We start from the raw sequence: 20,559 nt of genomic DNA on the forward strand, positions 1-20,559 counted from the left end.
TAAAAATTTTATTTAAGTATTAAGCCATAATATTTCGTTATGTTCCTAATAAAAAGTCCTCGTAAACAGAGGACTTTATAACCACCTAATAAAATGATTACTTAATGATGTGATACAACTAAAGCCATAAAAACAAAGTTATATCACTAAAGTATTTAATGTCCTGAAAAAACTAATACCTGTATTGGCAATAATAAAGCCTGCAAACGCAAAATAATGGCATGCACAAGGCCTACTGTATCAACCATATGGTAATACAATGTATCTGCAGTACTGAGTGTTCCACTTTCAATTAACGCGTGATGGTAACTATAGGCATTTGCTAAACAGCGAGTTCCTGGAATGATACCGTCAAGACCACCTTCATATAAAGGCACTAATTTAACCGTTAACGTTCCTGGCTTTGCTCTCTCTTGCAAGTCTAACAAGGTGTCTGTTGTTCGTACTTGGCCCGAAGAAATAACACTTTGTACAGTAGCGACTTTCATTGGAATAACGGTAAAAGGTTTAGATAAACAGGTAATTTCAGCAAAAGTTCCTTCACTAATGACATTACCTGCTAATTGATTAAAACCGGCTTGAACAGCATCTTTTCCTGACGCATAACCAGTACTTGGCACTATCATACCAGCAGAGCGAAACATTGGATTGACAAAGTCACCCTCTTGTAAAGCAAACTGTTGTAATTCACCATCAATGTGCGCGTAAATAGTACGCTTATTTTCATCAACGATAGCTTTGTCTAATCGCTTAACCGCAGCAGTTCTTTTAGCTGGTAAAACATTATCTATCATCGCTTGTGCTGAGGTTTGATTCGCTTTAGCTGATGCAACTGCAGCTTTGTTCATCGCGACTGTTTCAGCTAAACGTTGAACCTCGTTTTCACTGATAATGTTTTGACCTTTAGTTGATAACGCTTTTTTGCGATCATACTCATTTTTAGCTCGTCTAAAGGCACTTTCCGCCTTTTCTACTCCACTAGCCGCCGCCGTAAGTTGTGCTTGTGCAGTATAGAATTCAGATTCGACCTGTTGAACATTCGCTTTAGCTTCTTCAATAAGCGCTAATTGCGATTCGTCAAACATACTAAAAAGCGGCGTACCTGCTTTTACTGTTTGACCGTTTTCTACAAACACGTGTTCAACTCTACCACTTTGCTCCGGCATGATAGACACCACTCTAAACATAGGTGATGCGTTACTAGTCGACGGGTGATAATAAAAAATTAAAGTAACAAGTGAAATAGATAAAATAGCGCAGGCAGAGATACCCCAACGTAATTCATACCACACGGTAAAGAAATTTATTTCTTTACCCCAGCTTTTTCCTTGACGGAATTTACGAAATAAATAATCAGGTAAAATGGTAATTAATGAGCAAAATATTACTTCAAACATTAGTTATTCTCCTTGGTGATAACTGATGTATCGGTATGTTTTAATTCGCTATTGGTTACTTCGTTAGTGCTAGCAACATTATCTGATTTATTATCTGATTCATTACTTGTTGAAGTGGTCGGTTGTACGATAGAGCTACTCTTTTCACTATTAGCTAACACAGCTAAAGATTTCGCAATAGATCTCAAAGGGGTAAGAAAATCTGGTAGTTTTACCACCGCAAGTATCAGTGCGGCAACCCATAAAGTACCGTTATGAGTAAATAAAGCTAACAGTGTTAATACTGTGATCAACTGTATTTGGGTATGGTCTTTGCCATGAGCAATATGATCTGGCACTGCATGTAATTTAAAATATAAAACACCAATAACTAAAACCAATAGCACCAAAACCACAAGCATTACTGTCATTAAAGGGTCACTATTTGCGCCCGCTAAATACCCAGGAACGTTTTCTACACTCATTATAAAAATCTCTTATTCTTATTGAATTGACTGATTAACATTTAAGTCTTACCAACACTTCTGTGAGCTTATTCGACTCAAATAACAACTAAAACTTATCTTAAATTAAAAAAAGATAAGTTAAATAAATCAAGTTGAAGATTACACTTCTAGCTGTACTTCATCACCTTTGCTTTGTAGCCATATTTTTCTATCGGGACTACGTTTTTTCGATAATAACATGTCCATTAATTCCATAGTTTCGCTATGATCATCAACCGTTAGTTGCACTAAACGACGAGTGTTTGGATCCATTGTCGTTTCACGCAGTTGTAATGGATTCATCTCACCTAGACCCTTGAAACGTTGTACGTTAACTTTACCGCGCTTTTTCTCAGCTTCAATACGATCTAATATCGCATCTTTTTCTGCCTCATCTAATGCGTAATAAACTTCTTTTCCAATATCAATACGATATAACGGCGGCATTGCTACATAAATGTGACCTGCTTCAACTAGAGGTAAAAAGTGTTGTGTGAATAAAGCACACAACAAGGTGGCAATATGTAATCCGTCGGAATCAGCATCCGCTAAAATACAAATTTTACCATAACGTAATTCTGATAAATCGGCACTGTCAGGGTCAATACCTAGTGCGACAGAAATATCATGTACCTCTTGGGAAGCGAGGATTTGTCCTGAGTCAACTTCCCAAGTATTAAGAATTTTACCGCGTAGTGGCATAATCGCTTGAAATTCTCGATCTCTTGCTTGCTTTGCACTACCGCCAGCAGAGTCACCTTCTACTAAAAACAATTCTGTGCGAGCTAAATCTTGACTACCACAATCGGTTAATTTTCCTGGCAATGCCGGCCCTTGGGTAATTTTTTTACGCACGACTTTTTTGCTGGCTCGCATACGTTTTTGTGCATTATTAATACAAAAATCAGCTAGCGCTTCAGCTTTGTCTGTGTGCTCGTTTAACCAAAGACTAAACGCGTCTTTAACAACACCTGCAACAAAAGCAGCACATTGACGCGAGGATAAACGTTCTTTAGTTTGTCCGGCAAATTGTGGATCTTGCATTTTAATCGATAAGATATAGCTACATCTATCCCAAATATCATCTGGTGTTAGTTTAACGCCACGAGGGATCAGGTTGCGAAATTCACAAAACTCCCGCATCGACTCAAGTAAGCCTTGGCGTAAACCATTAACATGAGTACCACCTGCAATAGTAGGAATTAAGTTTACATAGCTTTCGCCAATACTATCGCCACCTTCAGGTAACCAAGTTACCGCCCAATCTGCGGCTTCAAGTTGTGAGGAAAAACTACCAACAAAAGGATTTTCAGGTAGCGAAACATAATCTTTTACTGAGTCTTTTAAGTAGTCGGTAAGTCCGTCTTCGTAACACCATTGATATTTTTTATCTTCATTTTTATCATGAAATTTAATCGTTAAACCTGGACATAAAACCGCTTTGGCTTTAAGTAAGTGAGTAAGGTGTCTAATTGAAAACTTAGCGGTATCAAAATAACTAGCATCAGGCCAAAACTTAACACTCGTACCAGTATTGCGTTTTCCTACTGTGCCGGTTTCTCGTAATTCTTCAACTTTATCACCATTTTCAAAAGCCATTTCATAGACTTTACTGTCACGTCTAACGGTAACATCAACACGTGTTGATAAAGCGTTAACGACCGAAATACCAACACCGTGCAAACCACCTGAAAATTGATAGTTTTTATTGGAAAACTTACCGCCGGCATGTAGTTTACAAAAGATAAGTTCAACACCTGATACGCCTTCTTCAGGATGAATATCTGTTGGCATACCCCGACCGTCATCAATAATTTCAAGTGACTGATCTTTATCTAAAATAACTTGAATATTTTGTGCGTACCCAGCCAGCGCTTCATCAACGGAGTTATCAATAACTTCTTGACCCAAGTGGTTTGGACGAGTGGTGTCTGTGTACATACCAGGGCGTCGGCGCACTGGCTCTAAGCCACTAAGTACTTCAATGGAGTCGGAGTTGTATTGATCTGTCATTTAAAACTCTATGTATAGTTATTGTAAGTTATGAGCTAACGGTTGTTAGAAACATTCTTGATTTAGCATGCATCCAATTGAAAAAATTGGCAAATACTTGGTAGGCAATGTTCAAAGTTTACAAAGCTATGATCGCCCCCCGCTTGTACTATTAATCGACAATGTTGATATTTTTCTTCTGCTTGTCGGTAATTTAACACTTCATCACCTGTTTGTAACATAACTAGGTAATTATTTTTTTGTTTACTATCTATTGTTGGTGCACTTTGTTCAAGTAATTTCAGTTGTTGAATATGATCTTCAGTGACTTGGTAAACTTCTTCGGTGTAAGGATTAACTTGCTCACCCAAATAGTCGTGCAATAACTCATAAGGTTTTACCGCTGGGTTCACTAACACAGCTAAACAATTATATTTTTCTGATAAATAACTAGCAAAGTAACCACCCAATGAAGAGCCGATGAAATACCATTGTGAAGTCTCTGTATTAGCAACACTTGAGTCTGTTGTGTTTAATTGTTCGCTAATAATAGTTTCTAATTGGAGAATAGCTGCATCAGGACTAGAAGCTAATTGCGGACAGTAAAAGCCAACCTCAGGAAAGTGTTTTTTAATGTATTGTCGTGTTTGCTCAGCTTTAGCTGATAAAGGTGAAGAGTTAAAACCATGAATGTGCAGAATGTTTTTTTTCATTTTAGTTTTTTTATTTTAATTCTTTAATTTATTCCAATAACAATAACCAAATTTGTTAGTAATACTCGCTTTAGCATTAGCTTTACATCAGCAATTAACAACATCACTATGCAGATTACCGTCAGCGTTTAACGTAAAAATACGATACGCAGGTCCATCATCTAATACGCCAACACCTGCAACATTGGGATCAAATTGCATTGAGGTGGCAGGGCAAGTATATACAGTAACTAGAGACTTATGCTCGACTGTGTTTTGCGCTTGTTTACTGTTGTTAATTCCTGGCGTTACCGACACAGATAATTCCATAGCGCCATGAACATGACCGCAGGCAATCGCTTTAATATTATTGAAACGATGCACAGTCTGCCAAAAATCAGCTTTATTTTGCAAGCCATGTTTATCAATAAAATATCCTACATCAATTGGATGGTGGTGCATTAACAAAAATTGATATTTATCTTGCTCTATGGTGCTTTGCAAGCTCGTTAATGCTTGGCCGCTAACCAAACCTGCAGGCGTGTCACTTTTACTATCAAGTAACTGAATTTGCCACTTTTCAGTAGTAATCACTTTGTCTGCGATAAAAGGAGATTGAGCAAAGTATTTATCTAGCAAGCCTGGCTCATCATGATTACCCGCTAAGTAATAGATTGGGATTATAACGCCACAAGCATGCACACAATCGACAAAGTTTTGATATGACTGCTCGCTATGATCTTGAGTTAAATCACCAGTAAAAATAATGGCGTGTATTTGTGGGTTATCAACAATACTCAACAACACCTTTTTCAAGTTATTGAAAACATGGTGACCGTGATGCAAACCATCTAATGACGCAAACAAATGGCTATCTGTTATCTGTGCTAAAACTAAAGGGTTATGAGGTAACATATTTTCCATAAAGTTCACTCGCTGTGTATAGAGGTACCGATTATTTATCTGTTAATAATTGATTATGACGGCAGCTTTATGTTGACTTGACCTAACTGTAAACATAAATGTAACCATTCATTGAGGAATTGATTGGTTTGTTGTTTTTCATCTTGTTGATGCATTTGACTATTAGGGTAGCCATAACGTGGTTTAACTTGTCTAATATCTTGAGTTGCGAGTACTTCGGCCATACGCGCATCATGGTACAAACGTATACTCATACGTGGATGTAGACCATTAGCAACGACTTTTGGAATATTATCCAGTGACAACTTTAAGCTTTCTTGTTCAAAACTTATCACCGACGTATAACGAGTAACTTCTTTTATCGTGACCGTATAAGATAAAAAATCACTAATAAAAAATTGTCGAGTTTCTCCCGCAGCTTTATTATTCGCCAATACTTTTAGTAATAACATATAGTTATTGGCACACAAGGTCATCAAACTAACTAAATTAGGACGATAGTTAGTTTGATACTTTTGTTTTGTAGGTAATGCGCGATTCGGAAAAAAACTCATTTATTATTTATCTTTAAAACCTATATTTTCAACCAGCGTTAGTTATTTAATTATTTATTTAGTTATTTAGTTATTTAGTCGTCAATGATGCATAATTCATTGCTAGCCATTGTAACCCGATAATAGTTGCGGCGTTAGTAATTTTCCCTTGAGCCAATAAATTTAACGCCTGACTGCGGCTAACAAGGTGCAATATAATATCTTCATTTTCTTCAGGTAAACCATATACAGCACCATTTTCAACTGTACTACTATCAAAATGTGCCAAGTAAAGATGAATGCGTTCACTTATACCACCAGGGCTAGACAAGTATTGCATAATAGGCACTAAATCATTTGCACAAAGTGTTATATTAGCTTCTTCTTTAGCTTCTCGAATAGCTACTTCTATAGGGCTTTCGTTTTCATCAAACATACCCGCAATAAATTCTAATAACCATGGACTATCTTTACCGTTGAGTGCCCCAACCCTAAACTGTTCAATTAGAAGTACTTTGTCTTTTTGTACATCATATGGCACCACCACCACAGCGTCACCACGCTCAAAGACTTCCCTAGTGAATTTTTCACTAACTTCTCCTGAATACAGTTGGTGCTGTAACTCATATTCATTTATTTTAAAAAAGCCTTGATATTTTGTTACAAGTGAGTGAACGGAAACATCTTTGTGACCATACTTTTGTATGTTTAAAAGAGTATTTTTTTTAGTTTGCATCTCTTATCCTTTTTTTTAAAAAATTTGTTACACTAAATGACTGATATTTTATTTGGTTATTGACAAAATCCCTGTAGGATACATCCTATCAAATAATATCAACATATAGATAATAAGAGTAATACAGCTAAGGAATTTCTTACTCATGAAGAAAAAATTCAGCACGCTCATCATTGCACTAACAACCGTGATGAGCAGTACACAAGTTCAAGCAGATGATCTTTTAACAGTTTATCAACAAGCACTATTAAATGATCCTACAATACTTATCTCTCAAGCACAGTATATGAGTGTTAAAGAAAATATTGAGCAAGTACGTTCAACATTATTACCACAGATCAACCTAACCGGTGGCTATACTATAGGTGAGCAAGATTCTTATTCGGCATTGACTAATACTATAACCAATAGTGAATACACAAGTTTAACTTATGGCGGTAATCTCAATATGCAGATTTATCACCACGATAGTTGGTTGAGTTTAAATAACGCTAAAAAAGCAGCCCACCAAAGTGATTTACAATACCAAGTATCGAAACAAGATTTAATTACTCGTGTTACGCAGGTGTATTTTAATTTACTCAGCTCTAAAGACGATTTAGTTTTTGCTAATGCCGAGAAAAAAGCCATTGAGCGACAATTAGAGCAAACCAAGCAACGATTTTCTGTGGGTTTAACAGCCATTACTGATGTTTATGAAGCGCAAGCTCAATATGATAATGCTGTTACCGAAGCCATTCGCGCCGAAAATGCAATTTTACAAGCTGAAGAAGCGGTACGTTTAATTACTAATGTTTACCCTAAAAATGTAAGCGTTTTAAATACCGACCGCTTTAGTACGAGTAAACCAGTCCCTAGCAGCGCCGATGAATGGCAAACTACCGCTGAAGCAAAAAATTTAGATTTAATTACCGCTAAAGTTGGGATTGATATTGCACAAGATCAAATCAGTATTGCGCGTGCAGGCCATTACCCTACTTTAGATTTTGCTGCTAACTACAATGCTGCCGATACAGACTCTGCATATAATAACCAACCAGAAATTAATGAACCTAATGTTGATGGCTATTACCTCGGCGTAAACTTAAATATACCTATTTACTCTGGTGGTGCTATTCAAAGTTCAGTGCGCCAAGCCCAAAATAACTTTGTTATTGCCAGCCAAGAGCTGTCATTAACGCATCGTGAAGTTGTTCGTACTACACGTAATGCCTACAATACGGTTATTACTGCCATATCAGCAATTAAGGCGCTTGAGCAGTCAGTATTAAGTGCAACCAAATCGCTTGAAGCGACAGAAGCTGGCTTTGAGGTAGGTACGCGTACCATTGTTGATGTATTAGATAGTACACGTAATTTATATGGTGTTAAACGTAATTTATCCTCAACACGCTATGCTTATATCCAAAACGTTTTATTATTAAAACGTGCCGCAGGTACAATTACTGATGAAGATATTACAGCAATAAACTCAGGTTTAGTGGCAGCAAATAACTAACATTCATAAAATTTTACCAACAAAGCCTATGTTAACTTAGCTGACATTATTGATATAAAAAAGCCGTAAACAACCTAATTGTTTACGGCTTTTTATTGATAATTAATCTCAATATCACACTAGACAGAACACTTGAGCTATAAGTCATTATTCCAATGTTTTTAAGAAGGTGGTTAATTCCATAGCTTCACGCTCAACAGAGTAAAATTCTTCAACACGTTGACGTCCTGAAATACCCATTTGAGCAAGTTTTTGCTGATCACTTAACAGTAACGCCATCTTAGCTTTTACTGCATCTAAATCATTTACAGGTACTACATAACCATCAATACCTTGACGAATAATTTCAGGCCAAGCACCAGCCTCACTAGCTAATACAGCTGCACCACTACTCATAGCTTCAAGTACAGTTAAGCCAAAGCCTTCATTTTTACTTAATGCAACAACCATAGATAGACTACTAAATATTTTTGGAATATCCGTAAAATGTTGTTCACCCACAAAAACAATACGCTCAGACAATCCTGCCTTATTAATTTGACTACGCAATTGCTGTTCGTATTTCATATGTTTAGCTGCGGTACTACCAACAATGACCGCGGTATAATCAGGATAATCAGCTAATAGCGCAATACAGCTTTTTACAAAAAGATGAACACCTTTTTGCTCTCTAACACGGCCTAAGATGGCAATACCATGTTTGCCTTTTTTTTGTGTTACAGGTAATAAATCAAGTGCTTGCCAAGCCTGCTCTTTATTCGCAGCGCCTTTATATGTGTTGATATTAACACCATGATAAATAACTGTGCTAGGTGGAGTTTCAAGATAATTAGCTGAGGCATTACACATGGCGATAACCGCATCCATTTTACTTGTTAACCAATAAGTAAATCGAGCACGCTTACGTTGTGCTGCAGAGCTAAAAACCAATTTTAGTTTAGCTCTAAAAAGGTACTTTAATAATACCCCTTGAATCATTTCATCTACGCGTCTTGCATGAAAAATACGGTATTTACCATTGGAGAGGGGCTTCTGACACATTTTCACCACTTGCCAAAAGCTAATTGCTAGGTGAGTATCTGTTAAGTTGCTTTTTCCCATAACACGCAACGGAATCATCTCTTTCTGATAAGAGATTACTTGCAACATGCTTGAAGTTATACCTGAAAAGTTCCGTTTTGAATTTCCAACAATAAGCTCTATTTCTCTATTACTTATCTCTGGGCTTACCATTGTATCCATCAAAAATCTCTAAACACCAATTAATTGTCTACTTCTCGTTATTCTACTGCAAAATAGACCTAAGGTGGTAACTATCTATGAATTTGGCTTCGGAATAAATAACTTAATTGTGTAAAGTTAACTATCTTGGGTATAATCTTGGATATAATCAAGCCTAGTTAAAATATCGTTTTTCTGGAGAATGTATTGAGCAAAAATAAAGTGTTACAGCCTAATTTTACGTTATCATTTTTATTACCAAAATATTGGTTAACATGGGTTGGTGTATTTATTCTTTATAGTATTTCCTGGTTACCTTTCAAACTACAACTTGCTATGGGGCGAGTTATAGGTAGGTTGTTTCTTAAATTTGCATCAAAACGTAAACATGTAGCGCTAACCAATTTACAGTTATGTTTTCCGGAAAAAAGCGAGCAAGAATTACAGCACCTTTTAACAAAGAACTTTGAAAATACGGGCATAGCTTTATTTGAAACAGGTATGGGCTGGTGGTGGCCAAATTGGCGTATCAATAGAAAAGTAAAAGTAGATGGCGCACATTATATTACAGCCGCACAAAAGGAAGGTAATGGTGTTCTCGTATTAGGGATGCATAACCTCAGCTTAGAAATATGTGCTCGTGGTGCCGGAATTAGTAACCCATTAGTGGTATTTTATCGACCTCATAACAATCGATTAATGGAGTTTTTTCAGCATCGCGGTAGAGCTCGCTCAAATAAGTATATGTTAGGCAAACGTGACGTTAAAGGCTTATTGCGAGCACTTAATGATAAAGACGCATGTGCTTATTTACCTGATCAAGATTATGGTCGCAATAAAAGTTTATTCGTCCCCTTCTTTGCGGTAAAAGAAACAGCAACAACAACAGGTACACTTATTTTTGCGAGTAAGAAAAACACTAAAACACTGATGATGATCCCACGTAGAAATGCCGATGACAGTGGTTATACTGTTGAAGTAACACCACCGTTTGAAAATTTTCCTTCCGGCAATGACGAGCAAGATGTAACAACAATAAACCAAAGGTTAGAAGAAGCAATACTTGTTCAACCAGAGCAATATATGTGGTTACATCGTCGTTTTAAAACGAGACCCAATGAAAGTGATCCCTCTTTATACAAATAAGTATAAATAACATATATTTCGTAGATAAAAATATCTACCTGCTCACAATGTTATGATTTTATCTATACCGTATATCAGTATGGAGAAAATCATAACAAGAAGCAGTCATCGGCAATAATTAGTACTCTTCATCTTAATCCCTTACTTCAAAATATTTATTATCTGTTTTTTAAAATACCTAAACTAAAAATACTTTAACTCAGCTACCTAACCTCAAATAATTAAACCCAAGTATAGATATATTCACTGTTTATTTGTATAACAATAATTCTTTGAGTAAAGTAATAACAACCCTAACAAAAAAATAACAGAAAGGTATTGATTAACAATGGGCTTTTGGTTGCGTAATCTTATATTAGGTCTTTTTCTTGCTATCTTAGCTTGGGGGTTTATTTCCAATAAAGATTTATTACTTTCTTTAGCTGGCTCATTAGAATCAGAGGACAACGCACAGGCTCAGATTATCGATGAAACACCAGCTACTATTGCAACCGCCCAAAAAACAACAACAGTTAACAAGCCACAGCAAAGTATAGGTTCGAGTAATGCAGCGGCAATTGGTTTATCTAAATTTTATGCCAACTTACACGGAGATATGGATGGCAAGGGGCCTAAAATCCGTAATAACATTGTTTACTTATCAGACCCTCAAGGTAATTTAGTTGAATTATTACAAGCAAGAGAAAGAATCGTTCGTCCTTATCGAAAAAATTGGCAAGGGAGTGTTGAATCACGTCCTTTCAGACCTGGCGAAACATTAAACCAAAAACTAGCGGAATATACAGAAGCTCAAGGAGTTGAGTTAATTTGGTGGTTAAACCGTGATTACGTGGTAAAAGACTCGTTTAGAATTGAACAAGATTTATTAAAAACAAGCTTTCAAGTTGCTAAAGCTGTCGCCGGCCACTTTCCTTCAGGGCTCTCTACTTTCTTCTGTTATAAACAACGCGCTATTGTGGTGATTGAAAGTGAACCTCATGATTTTTTAGATAATGAGTGTACTTTACTGCAAAGTAATCAATCATATTAACAATTATTGACATACCACACATGATACTTATCCCCATCACACTTCAAGGTGCAGGTTCAGAGCTAAGATAAGATAACAAGTCAATGCACGTTACGCAGATAATGGTTACTCCTTTATCAAATATCGCAACGCAGAACTGATGTTCTAGCTTAGTTCCCTACGGGCAAGGCAATAAAGATCATCTACGGCGTTATTGATTTAGAAAATAGAATAACTATTATCTTCAATCAATGCCTTGTACCTAACCCTTTTTCGACTTGCTGAAATAAGCATATTAAGGTGTGATAGGTATATAAATAACGCTGTAGTTAGTGGTTTTAGCTCGTATAAATGATCACTTAGTTTGTGAGATTGGTATTATTAAGCTTGGGTTAAGAACAACTAAAATAATTAATATTATTTGATACCTTTTTGTTTTTATAATCGCTTGTTGTAGACATAATATGGCGTAAATGTTATTACTTATCGCTGTTTTATATTAATTAACTTGAACTCGGTTTAAGAAAAACTTAAGTAACTGAAATAATTTCGTTTTTTAAATAATTGAAATAGCATATCAGGTTGCTCTTTAACTTGGTAATTTATTTACTTATGTTCGTAAAATAAACAAGGAAAATTTCGCGTCTATGACTGGTCGATTGCAAGTAAATTTAACGATTAAGTTAGAGAAAATAAAGACTAGAGAAAGGTATATTCAACCAAACTCAAGTTACTTAATAAGATAATACTGTATTTTTAAGGAGATAAAGGCAGAAATGCATCTACTAAAATCCCCGATTTCATTGTTTTTTATCGTGGTTACCACACTCAGCTTAATAGGCTGTGGCGATCCAGTAAAAGAACAAATTGAACAACAATTACCAATAACTGAGCAACGTGTTGCTCAGCTTGGCCAAGCATTAACTAATGGGCAAGTACGTAATGCGACTTTAATTAATCAATATGCCGATAAGGTTATTGTTAATAAGCGAAACTTAGCACCATTAATTAATGAATTTCGTAAAGATGCCACAACTGATGGACCTATGTATAGGGCCTTATTAGATAGAGTTAATACGGTTAAAACACAACCACAGATGTTTGAATCTTCACAAGATCGTTATAACGAATTACTTAATATCTACCAAGCAGCAGACCCTGTACTTTTTTCAGACGCATTAAGTGATCCTCTTAACGTTTTAGCTGATATGTCCGATGGTCAATTACCGCGCATTAACTCTTTATCAAAAAGCCAAAGTCAACAAGCAAACAACGCGCAAGATTTTGGCACTGGTGAACAGTTAATAGGTAACCCAAGCTACGGTAGTTGGCAAACAGGCAGTAATGGTATGTCATTTTGGGCCTGGTATGGCATGTACTCTATGATGGGCGATCTTTTTGGTCGACGCACTTATTATAACGACTGGGGAAGCCGTCGTAATTATAGCTATTACAATGACTATGGTCGCACACGCTACAGTTCGCCAAGCCAATTAAAGCAACAGTCAGCACTCGATACTCGTACTAAAAAATCATTTAGTAATAGCGGTAAACGATTTACTAGCCCTTATAGTAAAAACCGAGCTGGCTCTTCAAGCTTATCAAGCCAAAGTAAAACAGCACAAACAAGCTCTAATCGATTTCGCAGTAATAGCATTAAACAAAGCAGTTACTCGAGTAAATCGAAAAGTAGTTACGCTAAAAGTAAAACCTCTAGTTTTAGAAACTCAAGCACCAATACCTCACGCGGTTTCAGACGCGGCAAGTAATAAATAAGGAATAGGACAGGAATTATGAATACATTTATCGAACTCATTGGTGTTGATCCCAGCTTTAATTATAGATTATTAACTATTTTAGCTATTGATGTTTCCATTGCTATTTTATTACTTGGTGCTATGCGTTTTCTTTCTGGATTAAGCGCAAAAGTAAATAGCACGGAAGAATTAGCTAAAGAAGATAATTTTGCTTTTGGTATTAGTGTTGCTGGTAGCATATTAGCTTTAGGAATAGTACTTACTGGCGCAATTTCAGGTGAAGCTGCCCCCAATTACGCTATGGAAGCTATTGGCATGTTAGCTTATGGTGGCTATGGTTTAATACTGATTAAAGTTGGTCGTTTTATTCACGATAAAGTAGCTTTGCAGCACTTAGATAAAAATGCCTTAATTAAAGAGAAGAACCTAACTATTGGTATCATTGACGCCGCTGGTGCTATTGCCACTGCAATTGTTATTCGCGCGGTATTATTGTGGGTTGATGGGCTTAATTTAAATACTTTCATCGCTATTACTAGCGGCTTCATTGTAGCTCAAACCATGTTACTTATTGTGACACGTATTCGTGAAAAACAATATGCTAGTAATAACCAAGAAGACTGTTTACAAGAAGCATTAAGTAAAGGTCAGCTTGCATTGGCTATTCGTTACAGTGGTCAAGCTATTAGTACAGCCCTAGCAGTAACAGCGGCTAGTTACTTTTTAACTTATGATCCAGACACATTAGTTATGAACCTACTTGGCTGGTTAATTATTGGCGTGATTATGACCTTATTAGTGGCCATTCTTACCGCTATCGCAAAATGGATAGTACTTTGGGGTATCAATCTCGTTGAAGAAGTAGATCAACAACATAACATTGGTGTTGCTAGTATTGAAATGGCAACCAGTATTGCTATTGCAATGATCTTAACGGCATTGATGACTTAAAACAGTCAGCTTTCCTTACTGATTAAACTTTAAGTACCGTAAGCGTTAATTTTAAAAATTAACCATAATGATTTAACAACTAAAATCACCGCCTCGTGTTTATTAACTCAGGCGGTGATTTATTTTAAGCATTACCGACATAGATTCACAATGACAAAAAACGGCTTTTACACTCGCACCACTCAATATGATTAATAACAACATGCCTCAAAAAAATAACCATTTAATCGACGACATATTACTCATCCTAACTATGGCTGTGCTTGCAGGTTGTGGCCTTATTTATGAGTATTTACTGTCTCATTATGCTGGTCGCGTTTTAGGAGTGATGGAAAGTACTATCTACACCATGATTGGTTTAATGATAGTGTCGATGGGCTTAGGTGCATTTGCCGCCAGAAAAGTTCGCTGTGCGTATAATGGTTTTGTTTGGCTTGAGCTCATTATTGCCTTAATTGGTAGCTCTGCCATTTTGATTATTGGTGGTTTAATCGCTATTACCCAAATATTTCCACAATTAATTGCTGACATGCTCTCAATACCACCTGACATGAAACCACAGGGTGGCGTATTTAAACAATTAAGTTGGTTAGCTTTTAATAGCCCTTATTTTTTCGGAGTCATTTTAGGCTTTTTTATTGGTATGGAAATTCCTCTTATTGCACGGATTCGAGAACATATTCATCAAGCCCATCTAGCCAATAACTTAGGTACTATTTATGGTGCTGATTATGTTGGAGCCGGTATTGGCGCTGCAATTTGGGTTATATTTTTACTCAGTATTGATATTAGTAAAGCGGCGGCACTAACGGCGAGCTTGAACCTTATTGCCGGTGCTTTTTTTATTATTCGTTATTGGTCAAAACTAACTTGGCGAAAAACATTTGTCGCCTTACATTTAACATTAGCGCTCATTATTGTCTTAATGTTTAATTATGGCAATCAATGGCTTAACCAAATGAACAGCCTTCTTTATTTAGATAAAGTAGTGCATACCGACAAAACTCGTTATCAACAACTTACTTTTACTGAACGTCATATGGGGCTTGAGCAAGATAATATTATTAACTTTTACTTAAATGGCCGCTTACAGTTTTCATCAATTGACGAACATATTTATCATGACTACCTTGTTGCTCCGGTTATGGCCGGCTCAGCCAGACATGACAACATACTCATTATTGGTGGTGGTGATGGTTTAGCTTTACGTGACGTACTAAATTATAATCCTAAAAACGTTACATTAATTGATTTAGACAACGAATTAATAGAAATTTTTAAACTGCCTGAAAACTCTGTAAATTCACGTTTAGCACATCAAATACAAGCATTAAATAAAGGTAGTTTACAAGATGATCGCGTTAATATACTTACCGCCGATGCCTTTATTGCTATTAATGATTTGTTAAAAAACAGGCAAGTATTCGACGCCATTATTGTTGATTTACCCGATCCAAGCCACCCTGATCTAAATAAACTTTACTCTGTTAACTTTTATGCTCGCCTTAACTTATTACTTGCTGGTGATGGATTAATTGCCATTCAGTCAACCAGTCCTTATCACGCTAAAGACTCTTTCATTGCTATTGGTAAAACGTTAGCCGCTTCAGACTTTTCTCATGTAGAGCAATATCACGATAACGTCCCAAGTTTTGGTGAATGGGGTTGGACTATCGCCTCTAAAAGCGGCGCAAGCCCATTAGCTCGTTTAAATAAATTAAAAGAGCTACCAGTTAAGCACCAATGGTTAAACTTACCTATATTAAAGGCAGCGTTTATTTTCCCTAATAACTTTTACGACAACAAAGCAGATATTGACATAAATATTTTAGGCAGCCACACAATCTATCAATTACATCAAAGTGCCTGGCAAGACCAACAAGGTTTAAACTAGTTACTTAACCTGAACTTACTCATAGTAATACTTGGGCTATTAATAAAAATACTTGAATATGGCTATTTGAATACCAATTAATCATACGGGCAGAGTTTATAATCATTACACATAACGGATAATACTGTTAACACAACTAGCAGTAACAATTGATCACACTTGGTTTATAAAAACACCTTGACATAATATGTCAAGGTGTTAAATTTAGCTTCAGACGACATAATATGTCATCTGCATTTTACTTAAAGAAAGGAAGGATAGGAAATACATGAATATTCATACTATAGCCGATCACTTAAACAGCTTGGCAGATAATTCAGACACCGGAATGAGCTTTGATTGCCAACCAATTTCAGGCGAAGTTGACGTTTTACAAATTAGCATTTTAGGGCGTGAAGAGTTACCTATTTTTGTTTCGGTAACCGAAGATCAAATAATCTGCATCACCTATTTATGGGATGTCGAAGAAGTTAAACCTGACAGTTTAAGTGCAATGCATGAAAGCATGTTAGAAATGAATATCCCTATGCCATTATCATCATTTTCAAAGATTGGTGATAAATACGTAGTGTTCGGCGCATTATCGATTAATTCAAGTTTTGACGATGTTGAACATGAATTAGCGGTATTAAGTAATAATGCTGTAGAAGTCATTGATGATATGAGTGATTACTTACTTTAGTAACTAAGAAATACATAGTCACTACTGAGCAATCACTAAATACCCAAGTTAGGAGTTAATAATGAGTATATTTAAAAAAATTATGACCGCGATTCGCGGCGGCGCATCAGAAGCTGGTGAAGCTATTATAGATGCTAATGCTACCCGTATTTTTGAACAAGAAATTCGTGATGCTGAAAATCACTTAACCAAAGCGAAGCGTGATTTAACTGGCGTTATGGCTGAGCAAATGGCAGCAAAGCGTGAAATAGACCGTGTAACTCGTGAAATTACAGAGCACGAAGGTTATGTTGCACAGGCACTAGAAAAAGGCGATGAAACATTAGCATTAGCCGTAGCAGAAAAAATTGCTACCTTAGAAAGTGCTTTAGCTGATCAACAACAAGCACATGATAGCTTTAGTGGCAGTGCTACTCGCTTGAAAGAGCTAGTTAAAAAGAGTGAGCGTCAAGTTGCTGAACATAAACGTCAACTTTCTATGGTTAAAACCACAGAAAGTGTACAAAAAGCAACCTCAGCTATCACTGATAACTTTTCATCAAGCAACTCTAAGCTATTGAGTGCTAAAGATTCTTTAGAACGCATTAAAGCTAAACAGCAAAAATTTGATGATAAAATGAAAGCAGGTGAATTACTTGCTGCAGAAGATTCTGATACCTCATTACAAGCACAATTAAAAGCAGCGGGTATCGGCGCACAAGACAATAGTGCTAACTCAGTATTAGAGCGTTTAAAAGCGAAACAAGCACAAAAATAGTAAGAATAATTGATTACTAAGCCAGTTAATTAGTTTAACTGGCTTTTTCATTTGTATTTAAAAGCTATCCCTTTACCAACAACCTCTTAATACTTTCATGCAAAAGGTACCTTATGAGTTTTTTTAAGAAAATATTTTCTAAATCAGCTGATGCACCAAGAAAACTAACAAAAGTTTCTCAATTACTCATTGGTGATATTGTTGTACTAACCGATAGCTTTGCTTTACCTGAGTCATTACGTGGGCAACAGTTTCAAGTAAAAGCGATTAACAGCTACGAATTTGAACATAGAGTGCAAACTGAATGGGCATTACTTGGCAGCAATGATCTTGAGATATTTTTATCTCTCGAAGTAGATGATATTACCGAGCTTAAATTGTCGTTAAAAATTCAACATGAAGATGTAGAAACTTTATTTGATTTAGATGAGTTTTCTCAAATTTTTGATGAGCCGGGCGAAGCTTTTTTAGATAAACAAGCAGACTCAGCATTGACCACTATGTGGAGTAGCGAGCAATACCAACAAAGTGCATTTGCCACTGTTGGTTTTTTTCATCGTAAAGATCATCGCAGTGAAAACTTATCCGCCTATGAAGGTAAAGATAGTGGTGAGCAATTTGAGCTATACACTCTTTATAATGAAGATCAAAGTAAAGGTGTTGATGTCGAAGTTTGGCAAGACGGTGATACCGAGGTTTGCTTAACTTTATTTAGACCTTTGAGCGATATTGTTGATATGTACCCAGGTAGTTAGCTATAAGTTAAGTTAAAGAGTAATTATAAACACCAAACTAATTAACGCATCACTCACATAAAATATAATTTAGAGAAAACACAAACGTTACTGTAGCGAGAAAAACATGGCTAGAAAGATACCTGACAAATGGCAATCATCAGTAAAAGCGATAAAAGCGGTACAAGTTGCTTTTGATATGGATGAGAAAATTCAATTATCAATTCGTAAACAGGCACTAGAAGCAGGTTTAAGTCCATCAGATCAAATACGTGATATTTTAGGCTTGCCAATTAATAAAAAACCGAAACGTCCACGTTTAACGGTAAGTTTAGCACCTAGTGATTATGAAATTCTTGCCCAAAAGTACCAGTTACAAGCCGAAGATCAGCTAGAAATTAAACGAAAACTTATGGATGATCTTATCTCTCATATTAACGGAGCATAATCCGTTAAGTATAAATCATAAAAATATATAGTATTTTCAATAACTAACCTTAATTCGGTTTAAGATATTTTTAATCTATTGAAATAATTTACAATATTATTTTATCTCTCACTCTAGCTTGATAGTTTCTTTGAGTACCTTGGTAAAATAAGCAAGGAAAATTTCGCGTCAATAGCTGGTCTATTACAGGTAAATTTAACGATGAAATGAGAGAGAATAGCTGCTAGAGAAAGATTTATGAAACCGAGATCAGGTTAATTAACATAGGGAGTTAATACTTATTTAAAATTTAACTGTAACTACTTTGTTATAGTTTTTTTTTATGGCATACTGCTATAAACCAATAAAACTAACTTCTCTAGGGATATTATTATGTTAAAAAAAATTACAGCGCTTTCATTAGTATTAGCATTAACAGCTTGTGCAAACACTGACTCTCTTGATGCTAACATCAGCAAATTAACTAACAAAGTTGATGCCTTATCAGCTCAAGTTTCTGATTTAGAAGCACAACAAAAATCAGCATCAGCTGACGCAGCAGCAGCTAAATCTGCCGCTGAAGACGCAGCTCAAAGTGCTAAAGCAGCTAACACACGTATTGATAACGTTGTAGCTTCTTACAAAAAATAATCTTTATTAATTATTGATTTTCAATAGTGAATAAATAAAAAGCACCCTAGGGTGCTTTTTTATATCTCTGCTTTTATTCAAATACTTAATTTGTTAACTCAATAACCAAACCTTGGGGTTGATCTAACACTGGAATTAACTGTTGCCAGTGCTCACGCTTAGTACCAACAAAACGTTGTAAAGCACGCGTTAAAATAACTTTGTCTTTAGTCTCTTCTTTTTCATCAGTAAGCGGTTGATGAATTTCAATTAATTGCTTACCACCCTTTTCATAAGACATTTTTACTGGTTGGTTAATTATTCTTACCTTCGTTTTTTCAGGCACGTTATTAAATAACCACTCAATATCATCGTCATACATACGGATACAACCTGAGCTAGCACGCATGCCTATACCGAAACGTTTATTTGAACCATGAATTAAATATTCGCTCGTATCTAAGCGTATTGCATATTTACCAAACGGGTTGTCTGGTCCTGAAGGTACTTCTTTTGGTAGGTACTCACCATGTTCTTCAAAATGACGTTCTTGCATTTCTTTAGTTGGTCGCCAAACCGGATTTTTACGTTTTTCACCGACAACAGTATTTGTTAATGGTGTCGTTAAACCTTCACGTCCAATACCTACAGGAAAAACATGTACTTTGTTTTCAGTGGGTGAAAAGTAATATAAGCGTAACTCAGGTAAGTTAATAACTATACCTACATGTGGAGCATAAGGTAATAACATCTGGTTAGGAATAACCACCTCAGCCCCCTCCTCTAATAAAAAAGGGTCGAGTGTTGGGTTTGCGGCAATAAGTGCTAAAAAGCCGACATTGTAATCTTCAGCTAGTTGTTGAAAGTAATCTCCTTCTACAACAGTATGAATGATAGGTTCGCCGATTAAGCGGTTCTTAATATTACTGAGATCATAAACCGTTGCCATTATTGGTTTACTCGCGATCAGTAAACTAAATAATCCAAACGAGATAGAAAGTAAGCGAAATTTTTTAGAGATTTTCTTCATAATTTTAATTAATACTGTTGTTGATCAACTAAGCTGTTTTAATGCTGTAATGCAAAATACATTC

20 protein-coding genes are annotated in these 20,559 nt (G+C 36.0%); 11 read left to right on the forward strand and 9 right to left on the reverse strand.

Annotated elements, in window-relative coordinates:
- Positions 1–155: 155 nt before the first annotated feature.
- The 7 genes from KO502_RS03060 to KO502_RS03090 all read right to left on the reverse strand — a co-directional run bounded on the left by KO502_RS03060 (position 156) and on the right by KO502_RS03090 (position 6,759).
- Positions 156–1,397, reverse strand: a complete 1,242-nt coding sequence (locus tag KO502_RS03060; RefSeq protein WP_216021081.1) for a biotin/lipoyl-binding protein — start codon at positions 1,395–1,397, stop codon at positions 156–158.
- Positions 1,397–1,861 (reverse strand): hypothetical protein, encoded by a 465-nt coding sequence (locus tag KO502_RS03065; protein ID WP_252730475.1) that lies wholly within the window; start codon positions 1,859–1,861, stop codon positions 1,397–1,399. The genes KO502_RS03060 and KO502_RS03065 overlap by 1 nt, the downstream gene beginning before the upstream one ends.
- Before the next feature lie 141 nt (positions 1,862–2,002).
- The gene (gene parE / locus KO502_RS03070; protein WP_216021082.1) at positions 2,003–3,895 is read right to left on the reverse strand and encodes a DNA topoisomerase IV subunit B; all 1,893 of its coding nucleotides are present in this window, start codon (positions 3,893–3,895) and stop codon (positions 2,003–2,005) included.
- 62 nt (positions 3,896–3,957) lie between these two features.
- A complete protein-coding gene (locus KO502_RS03075; RefSeq protein ID WP_216021083.1) occupies positions 3,958–4,587 on the reverse strand; it encodes a YqiA/YcfP family alpha/beta fold hydrolase in 630 nt (209 codons plus the stop codon).
- A gap of 87 nt (positions 4,588–4,674) precedes the next feature.
- Entirely contained in the window at positions 4,675–5,490 is an 816-nt protein-coding gene (locus tag KO502_RS03080; protein ID WP_216021084.1) for a metallophosphoesterase, read from the reverse strand.
- A 53-nt stretch (positions 5,491–5,543) separates the two neighbouring features.
- Entirely contained in the window at positions 5,544–6,044 is a 501-nt protein-coding gene (locus KO502_RS03085; protein WP_216021085.1) for a DUF1249 domain-containing protein, read from the reverse strand.
- Between the two features lie 70 nt (positions 6,045–6,114).
- Positions 6,115–6,759 (reverse strand): NUDIX domain-containing protein, encoded by a 645-nt coding sequence (locus tag KO502_RS03090; RefSeq protein WP_216021086.1) that lies wholly within the window; start codon positions 6,757–6,759, stop codon positions 6,115–6,117.
- A gap of 145 nt (positions 6,760–6,904) precedes the next feature.
- Here KO502_RS03090 and tolC point away from each other — a divergent pair, with 145 nt between their 5' ends.
- Positions 6,905–8,257, forward strand: a complete 1,353-nt coding sequence (gene tolC / locus KO502_RS03095) for an outer membrane channel protein TolC (protein WP_216021087.1) — start codon at positions 6,905–6,907, stop codon at positions 8,255–8,257.
- Positions 8,258–8,404: 147 nt separating this feature from the next.
- Here the strand turns inward: tolC and KO502_RS03100 are convergent, their stop codons facing one another.
- Positions 8,405–9,499, reverse strand: coding sequence for a glycosyltransferase family 4 protein (locus tag KO502_RS03100; protein ID WP_216021088.1), 1,095 nt, complete (start codon positions 9,497–9,499; stop codon positions 8,405–8,407).
- A 186-nt stretch (positions 9,500–9,685) separates the two neighbouring features.
- Here KO502_RS03100 and lpxL point away from each other — a divergent pair, with 186 nt between their 5' ends.
- The 10 genes from lpxL (at position 9,686) to KO502_RS03150 (ending at position 19,486) form a co-directional block, all read left to right on the forward strand.
- Positions 9,686–10,624, forward strand: coding sequence for an LpxL/LpxP family Kdo(2)-lipid IV(A) lauroyl/palmitoleoyl acyltransferase (gene lpxL, locus KO502_RS03105; RefSeq protein WP_216021089.1), 939 nt, complete (start codon positions 9,686–9,688; stop codon positions 10,622–10,624).
- A gap of 328 nt (positions 10,625–10,952) precedes the next feature.
- Positions 10,953–11,654, forward strand: a complete 702-nt coding sequence (locus tag KO502_RS03110) for a TcpQ domain-containing protein (RefSeq protein ID WP_216021090.1) — start codon at positions 10,953–10,955, stop codon at positions 11,652–11,654.
- Between the two features lie 755 nt (positions 11,655–12,409).
- Entirely contained in the window at positions 12,410–13,402 is a 993-nt protein-coding gene (locus KO502_RS03115) for a hypothetical protein (protein ID WP_216021091.1), read from the forward strand.
- 24 nt (positions 13,403–13,426) lie between these two features.
- A complete protein-coding gene (locus tag KO502_RS03120; protein WP_216021092.1) occupies positions 13,427–14,341 on the forward strand; it encodes a DUF350 domain-containing protein in 915 nt (304 codons plus the stop codon).
- 202 nt (positions 14,342–14,543) lie between these two features.
- Entirely contained in the window at positions 14,544–16,235 is a 1,692-nt protein-coding gene (locus tag KO502_RS03125; protein WP_252730476.1) for a polyamine aminopropyltransferase, read from the forward strand.
- Between the two features lie 268 nt (positions 16,236–16,503).
- Entirely contained in the window at positions 16,504–16,917 is a 414-nt protein-coding gene (locus KO502_RS03130; protein ID WP_216021094.1) for a DUF2170 family protein, read from the forward strand.
- A gap of 61 nt (positions 16,918–16,978) precedes the next feature.
- Complete coding sequence (locus KO502_RS03135; protein ID WP_216021095.1) at positions 16,979–17,674, forward strand: PspA/IM30 family protein; 696 nt, start codon at positions 16,979–16,981, stop codon at positions 17,672–17,674.
- Between the two features lie 113 nt (positions 17,675–17,787).
- Positions 17,788–18,429, forward strand: coding sequence for a hypothetical protein (locus tag KO502_RS03140; protein WP_216021096.1), 642 nt, complete (start codon positions 17,788–17,790; stop codon positions 18,427–18,429).
- Positions 18,430–18,535: 106 nt separating this feature from the next.
- Positions 18,536–18,856: a hypothetical protein gene (locus KO502_RS03145; protein ID WP_216021097.1), complete on the forward strand. Its 321-nt coding sequence runs from the start codon at positions 18,536–18,538 to the stop codon at positions 18,854–18,856.
- Positions 18,857–19,228: 372 nt separating this feature from the next.
- The gene (locus KO502_RS03150) at positions 19,229–19,486 is read left to right on the forward strand and encodes an Lpp/OprI family alanine-zipper lipoprotein (protein WP_216021098.1); all 258 of its coding nucleotides are present in this window, start codon (positions 19,229–19,231) and stop codon (positions 19,484–19,486) included.
- 85 nt (positions 19,487–19,571) lie between these two features.
- Here the strand turns inward: KO502_RS03150 and KO502_RS03155 are convergent, their stop codons facing one another.
- Positions 19,572–20,495, reverse strand: coding sequence for a L,D-transpeptidase family protein (locus KO502_RS03155; RefSeq protein WP_216021099.1), 924 nt, complete (start codon positions 20,493–20,495; stop codon positions 19,572–19,574).
- Positions 20,496–20,559 lie beyond the last annotated feature (64 nt).

This window comes from Colwellia sp. E2M01, assembly GCF_018860585.1.
Lineage (GTDB): Bacteria > Pseudomonadota > Gammaproteobacteria > Enterobacterales > Alteromonadaceae > Colwellia.